The following is a 15,135-nucleotide window of genomic DNA, read 5'->3' as shown; positions in this document are numbered from 1 at the left end:
CATGCCTTGGATTCAAATCAAGCTTAATGCTACCAATGAAAATGCCGAACAAATCGGCGACATGTTAATGGAAGAGACTGGTGCTCTTTCTGTAACTTTCCTGGATGCACAAGATACCCCTGTATTTGAGCCTCTGCCAGGCGAAACTCGCCTTTGGGGTGATACTGACATTCTCGCGCTTTACGACGCTGAGACTGATACTGGTGTCGTTCTAGCGCAGATTAAAGCAAGCAACATGTTCCCTGCAGACTTTGCTCATAAAGTAGAGCAAATTGAAGACAAGGATTGGGAGCGTGAATGGATGGACAACTTCCACCCAATGAAGTTTGGTGAGCGTTTATGGATCTGCCCTAGCTGGCGCGATATCCCTGAACCTGACGCTGTTAACGTAATGCTAGACCCTGGCCTTGCATTTGGTACAGGTACTCACCCGACAACGGCATTGTGTCTTGAGTGGCTTGAAGGCTTAGACCTTGCAGGCAAAACCGTGATCGACTTCGGTTGTGGCTCAGGCATCCTAGCGATCGCTGCGATCAAACTAGGCGCAGCAAAAGTTATCGGGATCGACATTGATCCTCAAGCTCTGCTTGCATCAAAAGACAACGCACAACGCAATGGCGTTGCTGAGCAACTAGAGGTGTTCTTGCCACAAGATCAACCGGAAGGTTTGCTAGCAGACGTTGTTGTCGCCAACATTCTTGCGGGTCCATTACGCGACCTTTCTGGCATCATCAAGGGCCTAGTTAAGCCAAATGGTGTACTTGCGATGTCGGGTGTTTTAGATACACAAGCAGAAGATGTTGCCACTTATTATCGTGATGAGCTTCACATTGATCCGATCATCGAACAACAAGAATGGTGTCGAATCTCAGGTCGCAAGCAAGGCTAGACAAGACTTTAGGCGCTAATTGACTGAAATTTAAACAAATTACAAAAACAAATTGTAAATGCTCAAATATTAGTCTTTTCACGCAGCGAAAAAATGCGTAAAATGCGCGCCCTTGCTGGTACAGAACTGTGATGACATTTTTGAAAATCGGAAATTATCAACTTAAGAACAATCTAATCGTCGCTCCTATGGCTGGCGTAACGGATAGACCATTCCGTGAGTTGTGTCTTCGCTACGGTGCGGGGATGGCAGTCAGTGAAATGATGTCCTCCAATCCGAAAGTTTGGAAAACGTCAAAGTCTCAGCAGCGTATGGTACATGAAGGCGAATCGGGCATTCGTTCAGTACAAATCGCTGGTGCAGATCCACAGCTTATGGCCGAGGCTGCTCAATTTAATGTCGATAACGGTGCGCAAATCATCGATATCAACATGGGTTGTCCAGCCAAAAAAGTGAATAAAAAGCTTGCGGGCTCAGCCTTACTGCAGCATCCAGAACTCATTGAAGACATTCTGAAAGCGGTGGTAAATGCTGTCGACGTTCCAGTAACGTTGAAAACGCGCACAGGCTGGGATACAGACAATAGAAACTGTGTCCAAATCGCGAAAATAGCCGAAGACTGCGGCATACAAGCTCTTGCGCTCCATGGAAGAACTCGCGCTTGTATGTACAAAGGTGAGGCAGAATACAAACACATTAAAGCAGCGAAACAAGCAGTATCTATTCCGGTTATCGCTAACGGTGATATCGATAGTCCGGAAAAAGCGAAGTTTGTGCTGGAGTACACCGGCGCTGATGCTTTAATGATAGGTCGACCTGCCCAAGGACGTCCTTGGATTTTTAACGAAATCCTACACTATTTGGAAAACGGCACCACGATGGACCCACTCCCGATTTCGGAAGTGAAAGACATCATGCTTGGTCATGTGCACGCTCTACATGAATTTTATGGAGAATTTTTAGGCCCTCGCATCGCTCGTAAGCATGTGGGTTGGTATCTAAAAGAACATGAACAAGCGAGTGAGTTTCGCCGTACCTTCAACGCATTCGAAGCAGGTGATCTGCAGCTTGAAGCGCTAGAAGGTTTTTTTGATAACGTTGCACCATAATTACGAGAAGAGCTAGACCGAATATGTTCGAACAAAATCTGACTTCAGAAGCATTGACAGTAACTACAGTTACATCACAAGACCAAATCACGCAGAAGCCACTACGTGACTCAGTTAAAGCATCATTGAAAAATTACCTTGCTCAATTAAACGGTCAAGAAGTCAGCGAGTTATACGAATTAGTATTAGCTGAAGTTGAACAGCCACTACTAGACACTATCATGCAGTACACTCGCGGTAACCAAACTCGCGCAGCAACCATGATGGGTATTAACCGCGGTACTCTTCGCAAGAAACTTAAAAAATACGGCATGAATTAATAAAAAATTCATAAGTTATTGTTTTTAAAGGCCATTCATTTTACTGAGTGGCTTTTTTATTTTATAGCTACCACACAAACTACCAATTCCGTTTTTTTACACTAAAAACTGCGCATTAATTTTTATCATGCGACCTCCCAAACTCATCAAAAAAATCCCCCGCGTTTTTTTCAAAAAATAAGGTGGAAAAGGTGACTAATGTGACCAGCCCTTATGTAGCAAGGGTTTCAAAAACACGCTCTTATGACGCCCGTCATATTAGAAACGTGACCAAAACATGACAGGCACAAAAAAAGCGCCGTTCCTAGCGCCTCTCTCAATTCAATAATTTGTATTTTAGCTCTTTTCTTCGGGTGGTACGGACTTCACCGATTTAGGGAAAAAGTTGGCTAAGTGGTCGTTCATTTTCTTATAGGCCGGATTGGTCATATCTTTTCCAGTGCTCGATTTTGGCGGATATGAATTACTCATGATGTGTTTTCCTTGTTTGGGGTTTCTGTGCTTGGGTCGGTTACTTTAGTCTACGTAAAACTCCAGTTAACCCGCCCGTGTTAATCGATGGGTCACGATAATTCATGATTAAGTTGAACTCTTCCTGCCCTGCGCGCTCGTATACGGCTTTTAGGTACTCATCGATACACTGGCGTAGCTTTTTACCTTTAAGTTCCTTAGAAGAGAAATTGGGATGCCTTGCGACCATAATCTGAATAATTGCATCGTCAGCGGCCTTTGACATATTAAGCAGCTCTAGTAATTTGTCCTTTTTGCTCATTTCAAACCCTCCACTTCCTCGATTAGCTTCTGTAATTCCATTTCGTGATTCTTGTTTGCCTCCCTTAGCGAACCCTCTAATTCTGCAATTCGAGCTTGGTAGTTACTGTGAACGTGATCAGTCAGCAAGTCGCGAGCGTTAATCTCAATCAGTTTTTCTATTCCTGCAATTAATGCAGCCTTTGCGCGACTTGAGTCCTTTTCCTGCATATGAGAAGGCGCGTCTAAATCCACATTGTGAGCAACAGCAAAGCCCAGTTTAGCTGCCAGTTCTGAGATTGCTTTTGCTCGCGCTTGTTCAATGGTTAATAGCTTCAAAATGGTAATCCTGTGTTTTTTTTTGCCAGTAGATCTAACCAATGCCTTGTAGTTAGTTAGTGGGCAATAATTCATGTGAAAATCAATATTCTGTGTTTGTGTAGTGATATTTGCTGTTTTTGCTAATTTCGTTATCTGAAAATCAATATTATTGTTATTAGAATGGGAATTAAGACTCTAAAAATCAGCCTTTTTACATTCCCAACTTCGTAGGGTTGATATTCCCATTTCGCTATTTTTAAACGATTTTTCGCCATCCATGATCGCAAAACGGGTCAAATCCAACATCAATCATAATCAGGCTTACATCATATGATTTACCCATATCCTTTAATGCCTGAGCAATATCCGCAGTTGCGTAAATTGTGGCGCGTTCATAGGGTGCTGAGTTAATGCCGGCCTCAAACACAGTTATTAGTTTTTCCATCATTTCATCGTTCTGAGAATCGCCCGCAACATAATCCTTAATAACCGCTTTTGTGTCGCAATACTCGCAACCACTAAATAGCCTGCTTTGCTTTGCCATCTTCACTGTCTTTCGTGCGTTTCGCTCAACCAGTAACGACTTTAAACTTCCCTTATCACTCATAATCAATTTACCCGCTCTCAATTATTGGTACTCATAAGCTTTATCAAATGCGCTTTTCATTTCTTCTAGCAATGGCACTTTGTAACAAGTGGTGCGCTTACCGTTGATTGTGGGTCTTCCTCCATCGATCAAACTCACTGTCCCAATCAAGTACCGCCCTAGCTTTTTCTCGTTTATTATTCGATGGCCTGAAACACTCAATTTCTGGCAATACCCTGTATAAGATTCAAAAAAACTGCCTTTGGGAACGATTGCCCCACCCTCAAGATCGTATGACTGGTTCCCGTCAATTATTTCGCCATTTTCTATGATTCCAGACAGCCATTCCTCATGTGGTTCTAGCGACTCCATAACTTGTTGTTGTGTCGCCTCAGTCCTTGGTGCTTTTCTTAAATCGAAGCTCGATAAATCGTAATCTTGTAGGAAGTTCAAAAACTGCCCTATGGTTTGCTCATCTTCAATGTCAGCATTAAGCGGCTTAAAATAATCGCGGTTATTGGCCTTTTCGTCCGAAACCTCCAACACAAAAAAGCGTCTTTCATTAGCAGTTTGAGGTACTACCCAATCATTGTTAGTAATCATTAAAAAGCGATGAAAGCTGTCAACCTCAATAGCGTCCTTTCCTTTTGCCTCAATAGATATCGTGCTCTCAGTGATTAATGTTCTTATCTTGCCGGCATCCTTAGGTGATCCACTCCAAAATGCCTCCTCAATCGTCACTAACAGCTTGTTAGCTAAATGGCTATTAAACGCCCCCAGTAAATGCTTAGAATCCTGCACAGTGATTGCGTGCTGCCCCAACAATCGACTTAACAGCCTAGACACGGTGCTTTTACCCGTTCCCCTTGCGTCTGATTTTAGAGCGACACAAATGCCACTTTTTTCCTCAGGTTTTTGGATCAGGTGAGCCATCCACGCCAGTAAAAATCTAAAATGCTCATCATTACCACAACAAATAATATGCTTTAAATGCCACATAATCCGGTCTAGGAGATCGTCACCATCGGCGGGTTTAACCGAAAAACCTTGCCACATATTTAAAAAACGATTGCTAGCGCGTCCGGACGGGTCAAATACCACACCGTGAAAGGTGCTGCGTGAGAAGTCTTTCATCCAGACGCCATAACAATTTGCCTTTTTAGTTTGTTCGCCCTGTTGGTATGAAAAGTTGAGATTTCCGTAAAACTGCCTTTTGTCTTCCGGCTTGGAGAATGCGTAACTCACACCACCTTTATGATCGGTAGCTCTCTCGCAAATAAGCGTTTTACTTCCATGCAAAACAACAGAATGCGTAGAATTGAAAATAGAAATAATTTCAGGAGTAATTTCATTTAAAACCGTTGCCCCTGTAGATTCCCTACAAAGGATAAGCAGTGCGTCATAAGCTACCGGATGAGCGCTTTCGCTAATTTCGTGTAAGTACGTAGGTGCGGTGGTGTCCGTTCTCAGCCCTTTTAGTGCTCGCCTGATTAAAAGTGTATCCGGCTCTATACCGTGAAAGTCTTCAACCCTGTCAGCTATGCGTTCCGCATCCTCCATAGCCATACCGCTTCGAGTAAGTCTAATTTGAATTTCCTTTGCTACATCCTGCCCTGTTGGGCGAACGTGTGGGCGCTCAAATAAGTCTACATAGGTTGAAATTACCCGTTTGTAGTGTTCATCCTGTATTAAGCTCACATCAATTTCTTTAGCGTCACCAAATGCAATATTCATATCCGAGCAAATGCCATCATGAATAGCCTTTTCAAACTTTCGCTGATCACCACTTACGGAAGTCCGTGCGTTTTTAGCCATAATTTTCTATACTCTTAGCGTTGGCTAATGGTTCGAATCTTGCTGGAATCTACCGTTAGCCAATGATTTTTTAAGGACGCTCAGCATTTATTTGTTGGGCGTTTTTTCTTTCTGGCGCTTGATTGACTTCGTTCATTCGATAAATTCAAAGTTTTTGGTATTTAACATGGTAGCCACTTCGTTTTTAAATCCCAAAAATCAATAATTTCAATTAATAATCAACAACTTAAAAATAAAGATTAATTCATAAGTGATTATCTAACCTAAGATTCACTACTTTCTTTAATCCAGTTTTCAACATCCAATTGCTTCCAACCAATTGTACGGCCAAGGTGCTTAACAGGTTGTGGAAACGTGCCATTCTGTACCCATCGCCAAATGCTTTTGTAACTTCGATTTAGCATTGGACAAAGGTCTGCATATGTAAGTAGTTTTTCTGTATTCATTACTCTTGCCTTTTGTTGGTACGCCCTGAGATATGAAATAAATAATATTTGAGTTTTCACTCAAGCAATAAACAGGAAAACTAATTTTTAATTCTGTTTATCGGCCACTCGCTGTCCTCACATAGCTTTATGCTGCCAAACTGATAGGGAGCTCCGCCGATCTCTAACAACACAAGCATTAATTCCACAAGCTCCGCGTTAGTCCTTTCTGTTGGAGTGCCGGGCGCGAATCTTCGTAAAAAATTACTCATAAATTCTGAGTCTTCTCCGCCGGATCGGGACAAGCCAAACTCACCAGACAAATGTGAAACAAGCCATTCATCTAATGCCGTTGTGTGTTGCTTTCCGTATTTATCTAGTAGGTGAGTTTTCCGCTCTCCCCGATAGAGGCTATATAGACATTTATAAGCAGGCTCTAATTTTTTAATATAATCACGCCTGGTGTAGTTCAAAGGAATTGGCTTGAAAGGATTTACACCTCGCATTAGCTTGGATAGTGCGTCCTTAGCTCCACGTTCATCCCCTTCTAATAAATATTTACCTTCCCCAATACCATCTCTAGGACTCCATGGTTTAAACTCATCATTCAGCCATCGCTCGACGGCTTCTTTTTTACAAAGCGCATAAGACCATGTTTTTCCATCAAATTTAGGACGCGCCATTATTTAAACCCCACTACATTTGACTCTTGTTTAATGTCAGTTAGTTTTGATAACCAAAGATCTAAAGCTGCTCTTTTTTTCTCTATATGCTGCGATCTGTTGTAAATAGCCATCACCCCACCTAAGGCGTGCCCTAGCATCTGCTCAACCACATAAGGCTCTATCTCCATATCATTTAGGTAGGTAGCAAAACTTCTGCGTAAATCATGTAGATTCCACTTTTCATGACCTAGCTTTTTGCTAATTCCTGCACCATAAGCAGATACAGCCTCTGGTCGCTTTTCTTCACCCAAAAGAAATTCATTTTTTGAGTTATGGATTAGGGATTGAATAACACTTTCTAGCTCTATCGGGATTGGGCGTTTAATTTCAGAACCCGTTTTGCTGTTAGATTTCGGAACAGTCCAAAGCATCGAATCCAAATCCCACTCTTTGATTTTTGATAAACGCAACTCTTGAGTTCTGCAGCCAAAAACAACCAATAAACGAACTAGATTCCTGTAGTACCAATGGTTTTTTCCGTTATCACACCATTCCCAAGCCTCCATAAGCTCAGGCCACGACAAAACGCGATCTTTTTTATTTTGGTGTTCGCCAATATCAGCAATGTTTAAGTCTTCCAGTGCTGTCGAATAAGCAAACTGGCGGTTTCGGCAAAATCTAAGGGCTTGTTTCGCATTTTGAAGAATATACCCGCTTGCTTTTGGGGCGGGGCGAGAGTGCGCTCCGTTAGTAATATCGTCAAAGACTTGAACCCAATGCCGCGTTTCACACAGCTCTAAAGGCAAACGACCAATGAACGGATATATGTGCTTTTTGAATTGAGCTCGGTGCCTTTCAAAGTTTGCACGTTTTTTAACTGCATCATTATCTATCCAGTGCTCGAGAGCATCCCTGACCGTTACCGCTTCCAATGTCTTCTCTCGTTGGAGTTGTGCCTGCACCTTTGGATCTAAACCTTTATCTAAATGCTTTTGATGCTCGGTAGCTGCCGTTCTCGCTTCTAGCAGCGATGTTGCGGGATAGGAGCCTAGTTTTAATTCGTATTGCTTTTTGTTGTATCTATAGCGAAGTACAAACGAAACTTTCCCTGTTTTGTAGTGGAACGCGTAAAGCCCGTCTCGATCTGCAATCTTTATAGGGTTAGCGTTGTCGTGTTTCTTTCCACTGAGTGCTTTTAGCTTGCTGTCACTGATTGCCATGTCATAAGCCTTTCATTATCCGTCACAAGAAAAACAAGTCTTATGACGCCTCTAAGCCCTTATATTTAAAGGCCTAGTCATAAGAGTCATAAGAGTCATATTAAATATTAGAATTGTTTTGAAACTTGCTAGCGATAGGGATTAGCTACCACAACAAATACCACACAATTGCTGATACATCTGAGGATATTACGGGAGAAGGTGAGACACAATAGGATAGCAAACCGTTGCTACAAGGGGCATTAGGAGAACTAAAGTGAGATATAATGAGTTTGAGGGTAATGGCTTATTTGATAATACGGCATGAACTAATCGTTCTTTCGTAATTTATTGAATTGAAAGCCAAGCTCATTGTTGAGTTTGGCTTTTTTTTGGCTTGTCGATCCGTGATAGTCGCTGATTACTCTCCAGTGCGACAGCAGCGACCTTTGTCGACGTTTGCTGAGTCCAAGGCTGCTAGAATCGAACAATGGCTTGCATCATCGTCTACGTGACCACAACACGCATCATTAATCTTTTTAAGTGCGGTGCGAATCTTAGTTAACTCGGTAATCTTCTCATCAATCATCTCTAGCTTTGCTGAGGTAATCGACTTCACTTCAGCGCAACTGTGCTGTGTGGCCTCGAGGCGAATCTCAAGCAATTCTTTAATCTCGTCCAAACTCAGCCCCAACGCTTTAGATTTGAGAATAAACGTCACCTGTTTCTGGTTATTTTCATCATACAGGCGATAACCCGAGTCACTGCGACTGGCTGGCGCGATCAGGTTATTCTTCTCATAAAATCGCAAGGTATCGGCTGTCACACCGCATCGCTTCGCTAATTCACCGATCTGAAACATGTTTTTTCCTACTGTTCGTCCATTCCACAATTAACCTTATCGTTACTTTTCAGGCTGAAATGGCACTTTTCATAATTAATTTTGAGATGCCAAACGATTGCGCGAGCTTTTTTGTAATAAATTAGTTAGAATCTGCGCCATCAAATTTGGAGTTGGTTATCTTATAGCTTAATCATAAGACTAACCCAAAAGGTCTTTACCAAAACTGGCCAATATTTTATCTCTTACTGGTATCTAAGATAATCCACGCTAAGAAGATAGAAACAAGTTCTTTTTTGGCAAATATCTTTATTTTAACCCCATGAATTTGAGGAAGATGGAAGCATGAATAACGCTCGTCCAATTCGCCGCGCTCTAATCAGCGTATCAGACAAAACTGGTATCGTTGAATTTGCACAAGCTCTTGCTAACCGTGGTGTAGATATCCTATCTACCGGTGGCACTGCTCGCCTGCTTGCTGAAAAAGGCATCTCTGTTACAGAAGTATCTGACTACACTGGTTTCCCAGAAATGATGGATGGCCGTGTTAAGACTCTGCACCCAAAAGTTCATGGTGGTGTTCTAGGCCGTCGTGGCCAAGATGATGACGTGATGGAAACTCACGGTATCAACCCTATCGATATGGTTGTTGTAAACCTATACCCATTCGCAGAAACCGTTGCTAAAGAAGGTTGTACCCTTGCTGATGCTGTTGAGAACATCGACATCGGCGGCCCTACAATGGTTCGCTCTGCAGCGAAAAACCACAAAGACGTAACGATCGTTGTTAACGCACACGACTACGATCGCGTTGTCGCTGAAATGGACGCGAACGATAAATCTCTAACACTAGAGACTCGCTTCGACCTCGCTATCGCAGCATTCGAGCACACCGCTTCTTACGACGGCATGATCGCAAACTACTTCGGCACTATGGTTCCATCTTACGGTGAGAACAAAGAAGGTGACGAACCTTCTCCTGAAAACAAGAGCAAATTCCCTCGCACGTTCAACCAACAGTTCGAGAAAAAACAAGACATGCGCTACGGTGAGAACAGCCACCAAGCGGCAGCATTCTACGTTGAAGCAAACCCTGAAGAAGCGTCTGTTTCTACTGCTCGCCAAATCCAAGGTAAAGCACTTTCTTACAACAACATCGCTGACACTGATGCAGCACTTGAGTGTGTGAAAGAGTTCGATGAGCCAGCATGTGTGATCGTTAAGCACGCTAACCCATGTGGTGTAGCACTAGGTGAAGACATCCTAGAAGCTTACGACCGTGCATTCAAAACAGACCCAACGTCTGCATTTGGTGGCATCATCGCATTCAACCGTGAGCTAGACGCAGCAACAGCAACCGCTATTACTGAGCGCCAATTCGTTGAAGTTATCATTGCACCTTCTGTTTCTGCTGAAGCAGTAGAAATCGTAGCGGCTAAGAAAAACCTTCGCCTACTTGAGTGTGGTGAGTGGACAACTAAGACGACTGGCTTTGACGTGAAACGCGTTAACGGCGGCCTACTGGTTCAAGACCGCGACCAAGGCATGGTGTCTGAAGATGACCTTAAAGTGGTTTCTAAGCGTCAACCAACCGCTGAAGAGCTAAAAGATGCCCTATTCTGCTGGAAAGTAGCGAAGTACGTGAAATCTAACGCGATCGTTTACTCGAAAGGCGACATGACTATCGGTGTGGGCGCAGGCCAAATGAGCCGTGTTTACTCTGCGAAAATCGCAGGCATCAAAGCTGCAGACGAAGGTCTACAGGTTGAAGGTTGTGTGATGGCATCAGATGCATTCTTCCCATTCCGTGACGGTATCGACGCGGCGGCAGAAGCGGGTATCAAATGTGTTATCCAACCAGGCGGCTCTATGCGTGATGACGAAGTTATCGCAGCAGCAGACGAGCACGGCATGGCGATGATCTTTACGGGCATGCGTCACTTCCGCCACTAATTTCCTCTTCGTATTTGGCACTGTGGTGTCGTTAGCTGCTTTCGCCCACCCCGGTCACATAGCGAGCTATGCTCCCGGGGATGGGCTCAATTGCTGCCTCGCCACATCACCAACTACTTTGAGCAAAACTTATAATTTTGTTTTTTAAATATTCCGATATTTGAAATACGTAGAGCAAGTCAGTGACTTTAGTTCAAGGAAAACACGCGGAGCTTATGACTATAAGTGAGCATGTTTGACACAGAAATAAAGACTCTGAAGCAGCTATAAGGATTTTAAAACATGAATGTATTGATTATTGGTGCTGGCGGTCGTGAGCATGCACTAGGTTGGAAAGCAGCACAAAACCCAAACGTTGAAACAGTATTCATCGCTCCAGGTAACGCAGGTACTGCACTTGAGCCAAAACTTGAAAACGTAAACATCGGCGTTGAAGACATCGCTGGTTTAGTGGCGTTTGCTCAAGAGAAAAAAATCGAACTGACTATCGTTGGCCCTGAAGCGCCATTGGTTATTGGTGTGGTTGACGCGTTCCGCGAAGTAGGTCTGCCTATCTTTGGTCCAACTCAAGCGGCAGCACAGCTGGAAGGCTCTAAAGCATTCACTAAAGACTTCCTAGCTCGTCATGACATCCCAACCGGTTCTTACGCGAACTTCACTGAGATTGAGCCAGCTATCGCTTACGTTCGTGAGCAAGGTGCACCAATCGTAGTTAAAGCTGACGGCCTTGCGGCTGGTAAAGGCGTTATCGTTGCGATGACTCTGGAAGAAGCAGAAGACGCAATCAAAGATATGCTAGCAGGCAACGCATTTGGCGAAGCAGGCAGCCGCGTGGTTATCGAAGAGTTCCTTGAAGGCGAAGAAGCAAGCTTCATCGTAATGGTTGACGGCTCTAGCGTTCTACCTATGGCCACCAGCCAAGACCACAAACGTGTTGGCGACAAAGACACTGGCCCTAACACGGGCGGCATGGGTGCTTATTCTCCGGCTCCTGTAGTAACGCCAGAGATCCACAACCGTATCCTTGAAGAAGTTATCTACCCAACGGTACGTGGCATGGATGCAGAAGGCGCACCTTACACTGGTTTCCTTTACGCTGGCCTAATGATCGATGCTGACGGCACTCCGAAAGTTATCGAATACAACTGCCGCTTCGGCGATCCAGAAACGCAACCTATCATGATGCGCATGGAGTCAGACCTTGTTGAGCTATGTCTAATGGCTATCGATGAGAAACTAGATCAAGCTGAGTCTAAGTGGGATCCACGTGCTTCAATTGGTGTTGTTCTTGCAGCTGGCGGCTACCCTGCTGACTACGCAAAAGGTGACGTAATTTCACTACCAACAAGCGAAGTTGAAGGCCAAAAGGTTTTCCACGCAGGTACTGCAAATAACGAAGCTGGCGACGTGGTGACAAACGGTGGTCGTGTACTTTGTGCAACAGCGCTGGGTAACACGGTTTCTGAAGCTCAGGAACGCGCATACGCGTTAACGAAGCAAGTGAGCTGGAATGGTATGTTCCACCGCAATGACATTGGTTACCGTGCGATTGCGCGCGAGCAAGAGCAGTAATCAAGATTGTCACTCGCTTACTATCCAATAACAGTGAGCAAATGACAGCAAGCGAAGAACAGAAAAAGGCGCCTTAGTGGGCGCCTTTTTTATTGTCCAACGTACATATGTACAGACTAAAGAGCATTTGGCCTACAGTAGGCTAAATACTCTTAATGATTTATTCGCTGCTCTTCAGCAATGATGGTCTTACGACACAATCGTGACTTTCTTCCGCTAACATCAATAGCTCTTCTACAGTGATTTTTCCGAGTGAATCACTACCAAGAAACGCAGCATAGCTTTCTACTGACGCTAAGCGATTAATCACAAAGTTTGGTAAGGCTTGGTTAATGTCGATACTTGAAAACTCTTTACCCGAGCAAGTTTCGAAAGATTGACCATTCCAATAGCCTTGGATCAACTTGAAGCCTTCGTCATTCTGCTTAGCCGTGGTATCTAAGGCCTGTGAGGCTTCATTCTTGTAAGTTTCAAGCTGCTTAGCGCGGATTGGTAGGATTTTACCGTCAATACGGTACTGCTGATACACAGCTTCGCCTGATTTGTTGAAACGGACATGAACCCGAAATGGAGCCAGTTCATTTGATGCGTTGCGCTGCTCACCTTCACGAATAAATTCACGAAGCACACCATCCGACCATGCATAGTCAGTTTGATACCAGCCATAATCACCCATAGTGACGTAGTCTGCTGAATTATGAGGTTGTGTGAGCTTGTTAGTCACCCAGTAGAAACTTGTCGCGTCGCCCATGACTTGGCCGCCGGTGTAGGTTTCAAATTGCTCTAGGTTTTTGCGAGGGCTTGTTGAAGAACAGCCAATAAGAAATGTAGATAACAGTGAAACGAGAAGAAATGCTTTTTTCATAAAAACCTGTACCGAGGTGGAATACGACTACCTCGGTACAGTTTAGATTATTTCACTGAATCTTTCAGCGCTTTACCTGCAACAAATGCTGGAACGTTTGCAGCAGCGATTTGGATCTCATCACCAGTTTTTGGGTTACGACCAGTGCGAGCTGCACGGTGGTTTACTTTAAAAGTACCAAAACCAATTAGCTGAACTTGATCGCCATCTTTAAGAGCATCTGTTACACCACCAAGAGTCGCTTCTAGAGCAGCTTTAGCTTGTGCTTTAGAAAGGTCCGCTTTTTCAGCAATAAAGTCGATTAATTGAGTCTTGTTCATTTTAGGTTTCCCTTCTTTGTATTTTTGAATTCAATTCACTCTAAAACATAAATGCCCCATCTGGCAAAGGTTTGTCGTCGATCTTTGACTCTAATGCCGTAGTTTTAGCCATAATATGAGTAATAACTCACAATTTGTTACTGATTTATTTAAGCAAGCCCTTGTTTAAAAGGGGCTGAGCGCAAAATTAATGATGACCTAGCCACTACTTTTTCTCTATAATCCACGCTGAATCGCTGATAAAGCGTACAATTTAATTTAAGGGCAAACATGCTGCTGCTAACTATTTACGTCTCCATCGCCATTGGAGTTTCTTTCATTTGTTCTGTTTTGGAAGCTGTACTTTTGAGTATTAGTCCGAGCTACATCGCTCAACTAAAACAAAATGGGCATCCTGCAGCAGAGTCATTAGACAAACTGAAAACAGACATCGACCGCCCGCTTGCGTCAATTTTAACGCTCAACACCATCGCCCATACTATCGGTGCTGCGACAGCAGGTGCACAAGCGGCTGTCGTTTTTGGTAGCCAATGGTTAGGTGTCTTCTCTGCCGTGCTAACGCTAGGTATCTTGGTATTATCTGAGATTGTTCCAAAAACCATTGGTGCAACCTACTGGCGTCAACTTGCTCCTGCTTCGGCAAGCGTGCTTCGTTGGATGGTGTTCTTCCTAACACCGTTTGTATGGTTCTCAGAACAGATCACCAAACGTCTTGCTCGTGGCCACCAAGCACCAAAAATGCGTGATGAGTTATCTGCAATGGCGATTTTGGCAAAAGAGAGCGGTGAATTTGCAGAAGGCGAGTCAAAAATCCTGAGCAACCTACTGGGTATTCAAGATGTACCCGTGACTCAGGTAATGACGCCGCGCCCAGTGGTATTCCGTGTTGATGCGGAAATGAGTGTCAATACCTTCCTAGAACAACATAAAGACACGCCATTCTCACGTCCGCTGGTTTACAGCGAGCAGAGTGACAACATCATCGGTTTTGTTCACCGCTTAGAGCTGTTTAGATTGCAGCAAGCCGGTTGTGGTGAGAAAGCTTTGGGTGAAGTAATGCGCCCTATCCACGTGTTGCTGAACAACATGGGCTTGGCTAAGGCCTTTGACCAGATGATGGCAAACCGCCTGCAACTGTCTTTAGTTGTGGACGAATACGGCACTATTCAGGGCATCATCACCCTAGAAGACATCTTTGAGCACCTAGTGGGCGAAGAGATTGTCGACGAAGCGGATAAGACGACTGACATGCAAGAACTGGCGTTCCAACGCTGGGAGAAGTGGAAAGAGACACACGGTGTTATCGAAAACCGCGATGACGAGGACGAGGAAGAAACTCCAGCAGACAACGACTCTTCAGATGCAAAATCAACGAATGACGACGACGCATCAAAAGATAAGGCATCAAAAGACAAAGTGTAGAACGAAGACAAAAAAGACGCTTAATCTCAATTTGATACCGTCAGATACAACAAAGGCTCCCTAGGGCTGTCTCTTATACACAA

Annotated in this window: 16 protein-coding genes; 6 read left to right on the top strand and 10 right to left on the bottom strand. The window is 44.0% G+C overall.

Annotated features, from left to right (window positions below; genetic code table 11):
• Window position 1: 1 nt before the first annotated feature.
• From prmA to fis, 3 genes are all read left to right on the top strand, one after another.
• Window positions 2-889 carry a 50S ribosomal protein L11 methyltransferase gene (gene prmA, locus AB4583_RS07450; RefSeq protein ID WP_017055901.1) on the top strand — a complete coding sequence of 296 codons (888 nt, stop codon included), beginning with the start codon at window positions 2-4 and terminating at the stop codon, window positions 887-889.
• Between the two features lie 140 nt (window positions 890-1,029).
• On the top strand, window positions 1,030-1,998 hold the full coding sequence (gene dusB, locus AB4583_RS07445) for a tRNA dihydrouridine synthase DusB (RefSeq protein ID WP_032546269.1): 969 nt from the start codon (window positions 1,030-1,032) through the stop codon (window positions 1,996-1,998).
• Between the two features lie 23 nt (window positions 1,999-2,021).
• Window positions 2,022-2,318: a DNA-binding transcriptional regulator Fis gene (fis, locus tag AB4583_RS07440; RefSeq protein WP_004729744.1), complete on the top strand. Its 297-nt coding sequence runs from the start codon at window positions 2,022-2,024 to the stop codon at window positions 2,316-2,318.
• 511 nt (window positions 2,319-2,829) lie between these two features.
• Here fis and AB4583_RS07435 read toward each other — a convergent pair.
• The 8 genes from AB4583_RS07435 to zntR form a co-directional block, all read right to left on the bottom strand.
• Complete coding sequence (locus AB4583_RS07435; protein ID WP_019820774.1) at window positions 2,830-3,090, bottom strand: hypothetical protein; 261 nt, start codon at window positions 3,088-3,090, stop codon at window positions 2,830-2,832.
• Complete coding sequence (locus tag AB4583_RS07430) at window positions 3,087-3,407, bottom strand: hypothetical protein (protein WP_108187361.1); 321 nt, start codon at window positions 3,405-3,407, stop codon at window positions 3,087-3,089. Before AB4583_RS07430 ends, AB4583_RS07435 begins: the two co-directional genes overlap by 4 nt.
• 238 nt (window positions 3,408-3,645) lie before the next feature.
• Window positions 3,646-3,933 carry a hypothetical protein gene (locus AB4583_RS07425; protein ID WP_372116940.1) on the bottom strand — a complete coding sequence of 96 codons (288 nt, stop codon included), beginning with the start codon at window positions 3,931-3,933 and terminating at the stop codon, window positions 3,646-3,648.
• 84 nt (window positions 3,934-4,017) lie between these two features.
• Window positions 4,018-5,790: a primase-helicase family protein gene (locus AB4583_RS07420; RefSeq protein ID WP_372116938.1), complete on the bottom strand. Its 1,773-nt coding sequence runs from the start codon at window positions 5,788-5,790 to the stop codon at window positions 4,018-4,020.
• Window positions 5,791-6,053: 263 nt separating this feature from the next.
• Window positions 6,054-6,236, bottom strand: coding sequence for an AlpA family transcriptional regulator (locus AB4583_RS07415; protein ID WP_102459171.1), 183 nt, complete (start codon window positions 6,234-6,236; stop codon window positions 6,054-6,056).
• Window positions 6,237-6,316: 80 nt separating this feature from the next.
• Window positions 6,317-6,898 (bottom strand): hypothetical protein, encoded by a 582-nt coding sequence (locus tag AB4583_RS07410; RefSeq protein ID WP_372116936.1) that lies wholly within the window; start codon window positions 6,896-6,898, stop codon window positions 6,317-6,319.
• On the bottom strand, window positions 6,898-8,100 hold the full coding sequence (locus AB4583_RS07405) for a tyrosine-type recombinase/integrase (RefSeq protein ID WP_372116934.1): 1,203 nt from the start codon (window positions 8,098-8,100) through the stop codon (window positions 6,898-6,900). Before AB4583_RS07405 ends, AB4583_RS07410 begins: the two co-directional genes overlap by 1 nt.
• 400 nt (window positions 8,101-8,500) lie before the next feature.
• Window positions 8,501-8,941 carry a Zn(2+)-responsive transcriptional regulator gene (zntR, locus tag AB4583_RS07400; protein ID WP_017062704.1) on the bottom strand — a complete coding sequence of 147 codons (441 nt, stop codon included), beginning with the start codon at window positions 8,939-8,941 and terminating at the stop codon, window positions 8,501-8,503.
• 324 nt (window positions 8,942-9,265) lie between these two features.
• On the opposite strand from zntR, the gene purH reads away from it, so the two are divergent.
• Both purH and purD read left to right on the top strand, forming a co-directional pair.
• A complete protein-coding gene (gene purH / locus AB4583_RS07395) occupies window positions 9,266-10,873 on the top strand; it encodes a bifunctional phosphoribosylaminoimidazolecarboxamide formyltransferase/IMP cyclohydrolase (RefSeq protein WP_372116932.1) in 1,608 nt (535 codons plus the stop codon).
• A gap of 282 nt (window positions 10,874-11,155) precedes the next feature.
• Window positions 11,156-12,445 carry a phosphoribosylamine--glycine ligase gene (gene purD / locus AB4583_RS07390; RefSeq protein WP_116871566.1) on the top strand — a complete coding sequence of 430 codons (1,290 nt, stop codon included), beginning with the start codon at window positions 11,156-11,158 and terminating at the stop codon, window positions 12,443-12,445.
• A gap of 160 nt (window positions 12,446-12,605) precedes the next feature.
• On the opposite strand, the gene AB4583_RS07385 is transcribed toward purD, so the two are convergent.
• Window positions 12,606-13,310 (bottom strand): DUF1481 domain-containing protein, encoded by a 705-nt coding sequence (locus AB4583_RS07385; RefSeq protein ID WP_372116930.1) that lies wholly within the window; start codon window positions 13,308-13,310, stop codon window positions 12,606-12,608.
• Window positions 13,311-13,357: 47 nt separating this feature from the next.
• Complete coding sequence (hupA, locus tag AB4583_RS07380; protein WP_004729753.1) at window positions 13,358-13,630, bottom strand: nucleoid-associated protein HU-alpha; 273 nt, start codon at window positions 13,628-13,630, stop codon at window positions 13,358-13,360.
• Window positions 13,631-13,900: 270 nt separating this feature from the next.
• On the opposite strand from hupA, the gene AB4583_RS07375 reads away from it, so the two are divergent.
• Window positions 13,901-15,052 (top strand): CNNM domain-containing protein, encoded by a 1,152-nt coding sequence (locus AB4583_RS07375; protein WP_372116928.1) that lies wholly within the window; start codon window positions 13,901-13,903, stop codon window positions 15,050-15,052.
• Window positions 15,053-15,135 lie beyond the last annotated feature (83 nt).

The organism is Vibrio sp. 10N.222.49.C12, from assembly GCF_041475025.1.
Classification (GTDB): Bacteria; Pseudomonadota; Gammaproteobacteria; order Enterobacterales; family Vibrionaceae; genus Vibrio; species Vibrio crassostreae_C.
This window is presented reverse-complemented; position numbering and strand designations above follow the sequence as displayed.

Bases quoted from the DNA above. Each gene is read 5' to 3' on its own strand.
- purD (WP_116871566.1), top strand. From the start codon at position 11,156: ATGAATGTATTGATTATTGGTGCTGGCGGTCGTGAGCATGCACTAGGT.
- AB4583_RS07425 (WP_372116940.1), bottom strand. From the start codon at position 3,933: ATGGCAAAGCAAAGCAGGCTATTTAGTGGTTGCGAGTATTGCGACACA.
- AB4583_RS07435 (WP_019820774.1), bottom strand. From the start codon at position 3,090: ATGAGCAAAAAGGACAAATTACTAGAGCTGCTTAATATGTCAAAGGCC.
- hupA (WP_004729753.1), bottom strand. From the start codon at position 13,630: ATGAACAAGACTCAATTAATCGACTTTATTGCTGAAAAAGCGGACCTT.
- AB4583_RS07410 (WP_372116936.1), bottom strand. From the start codon at position 6,898: ATGGCGCGTCCTAAATTTGATGGAAAAACATGGTCTTATGCGCTTTGT.
- prmA (WP_017055901.1), top strand. From the start codon at position 2: ATGCCTTGGATTCAAATCAAGCTTAATGCTACCAATGAAAATGCCGAA.
- AB4583_RS07405 (WP_372116934.1), bottom strand. From the start codon at position 8,100: ATGGCAATCAGTGACAGCAAGCTAAAAGCACTCAGTGGAAAGAAACAC.
- AB4583_RS07420 (WP_372116938.1), bottom strand. From the start codon at position 5,790: ATGGCTAAAAACGCACGGACTTCCGTAAGTGGTGATCAGCGAAAGTTT.
- fis (WP_004729744.1), top strand. From the start codon at position 2,022: ATGTTCGAACAAAATCTGACTTCAGAAGCATTGACAGTAACTACAGTT.
- AB4583_RS07375 (WP_372116928.1), top strand. From the start codon at position 13,901: ATGCTGCTGCTAACTATTTACGTCTCCATCGCCATTGGAGTTTCTTTC.
- AB4583_RS07385 (WP_372116930.1), bottom strand. From the start codon at position 13,310: ATGAAAAAAGCATTTCTTCTCGTTTCACTGTTATCTACATTTCTTATT.
- zntR (WP_017062704.1), bottom strand. From the start codon at position 8,941: ATGTTTCAGATCGGTGAATTAGCGAAGCGATGCGGTGTGACAGCCGAT.
- AB4583_RS07415 (WP_102459171.1), bottom strand. From the start codon at position 6,236: ATGAATACAGAAAAACTACTTACATATGCAGACCTTTGTCCAATGCTA.
- purH (WP_372116932.1), top strand. From the start codon at position 9,266: ATGAATAACGCTCGTCCAATTCGCCGCGCTCTAATCAGCGTATCAGAC.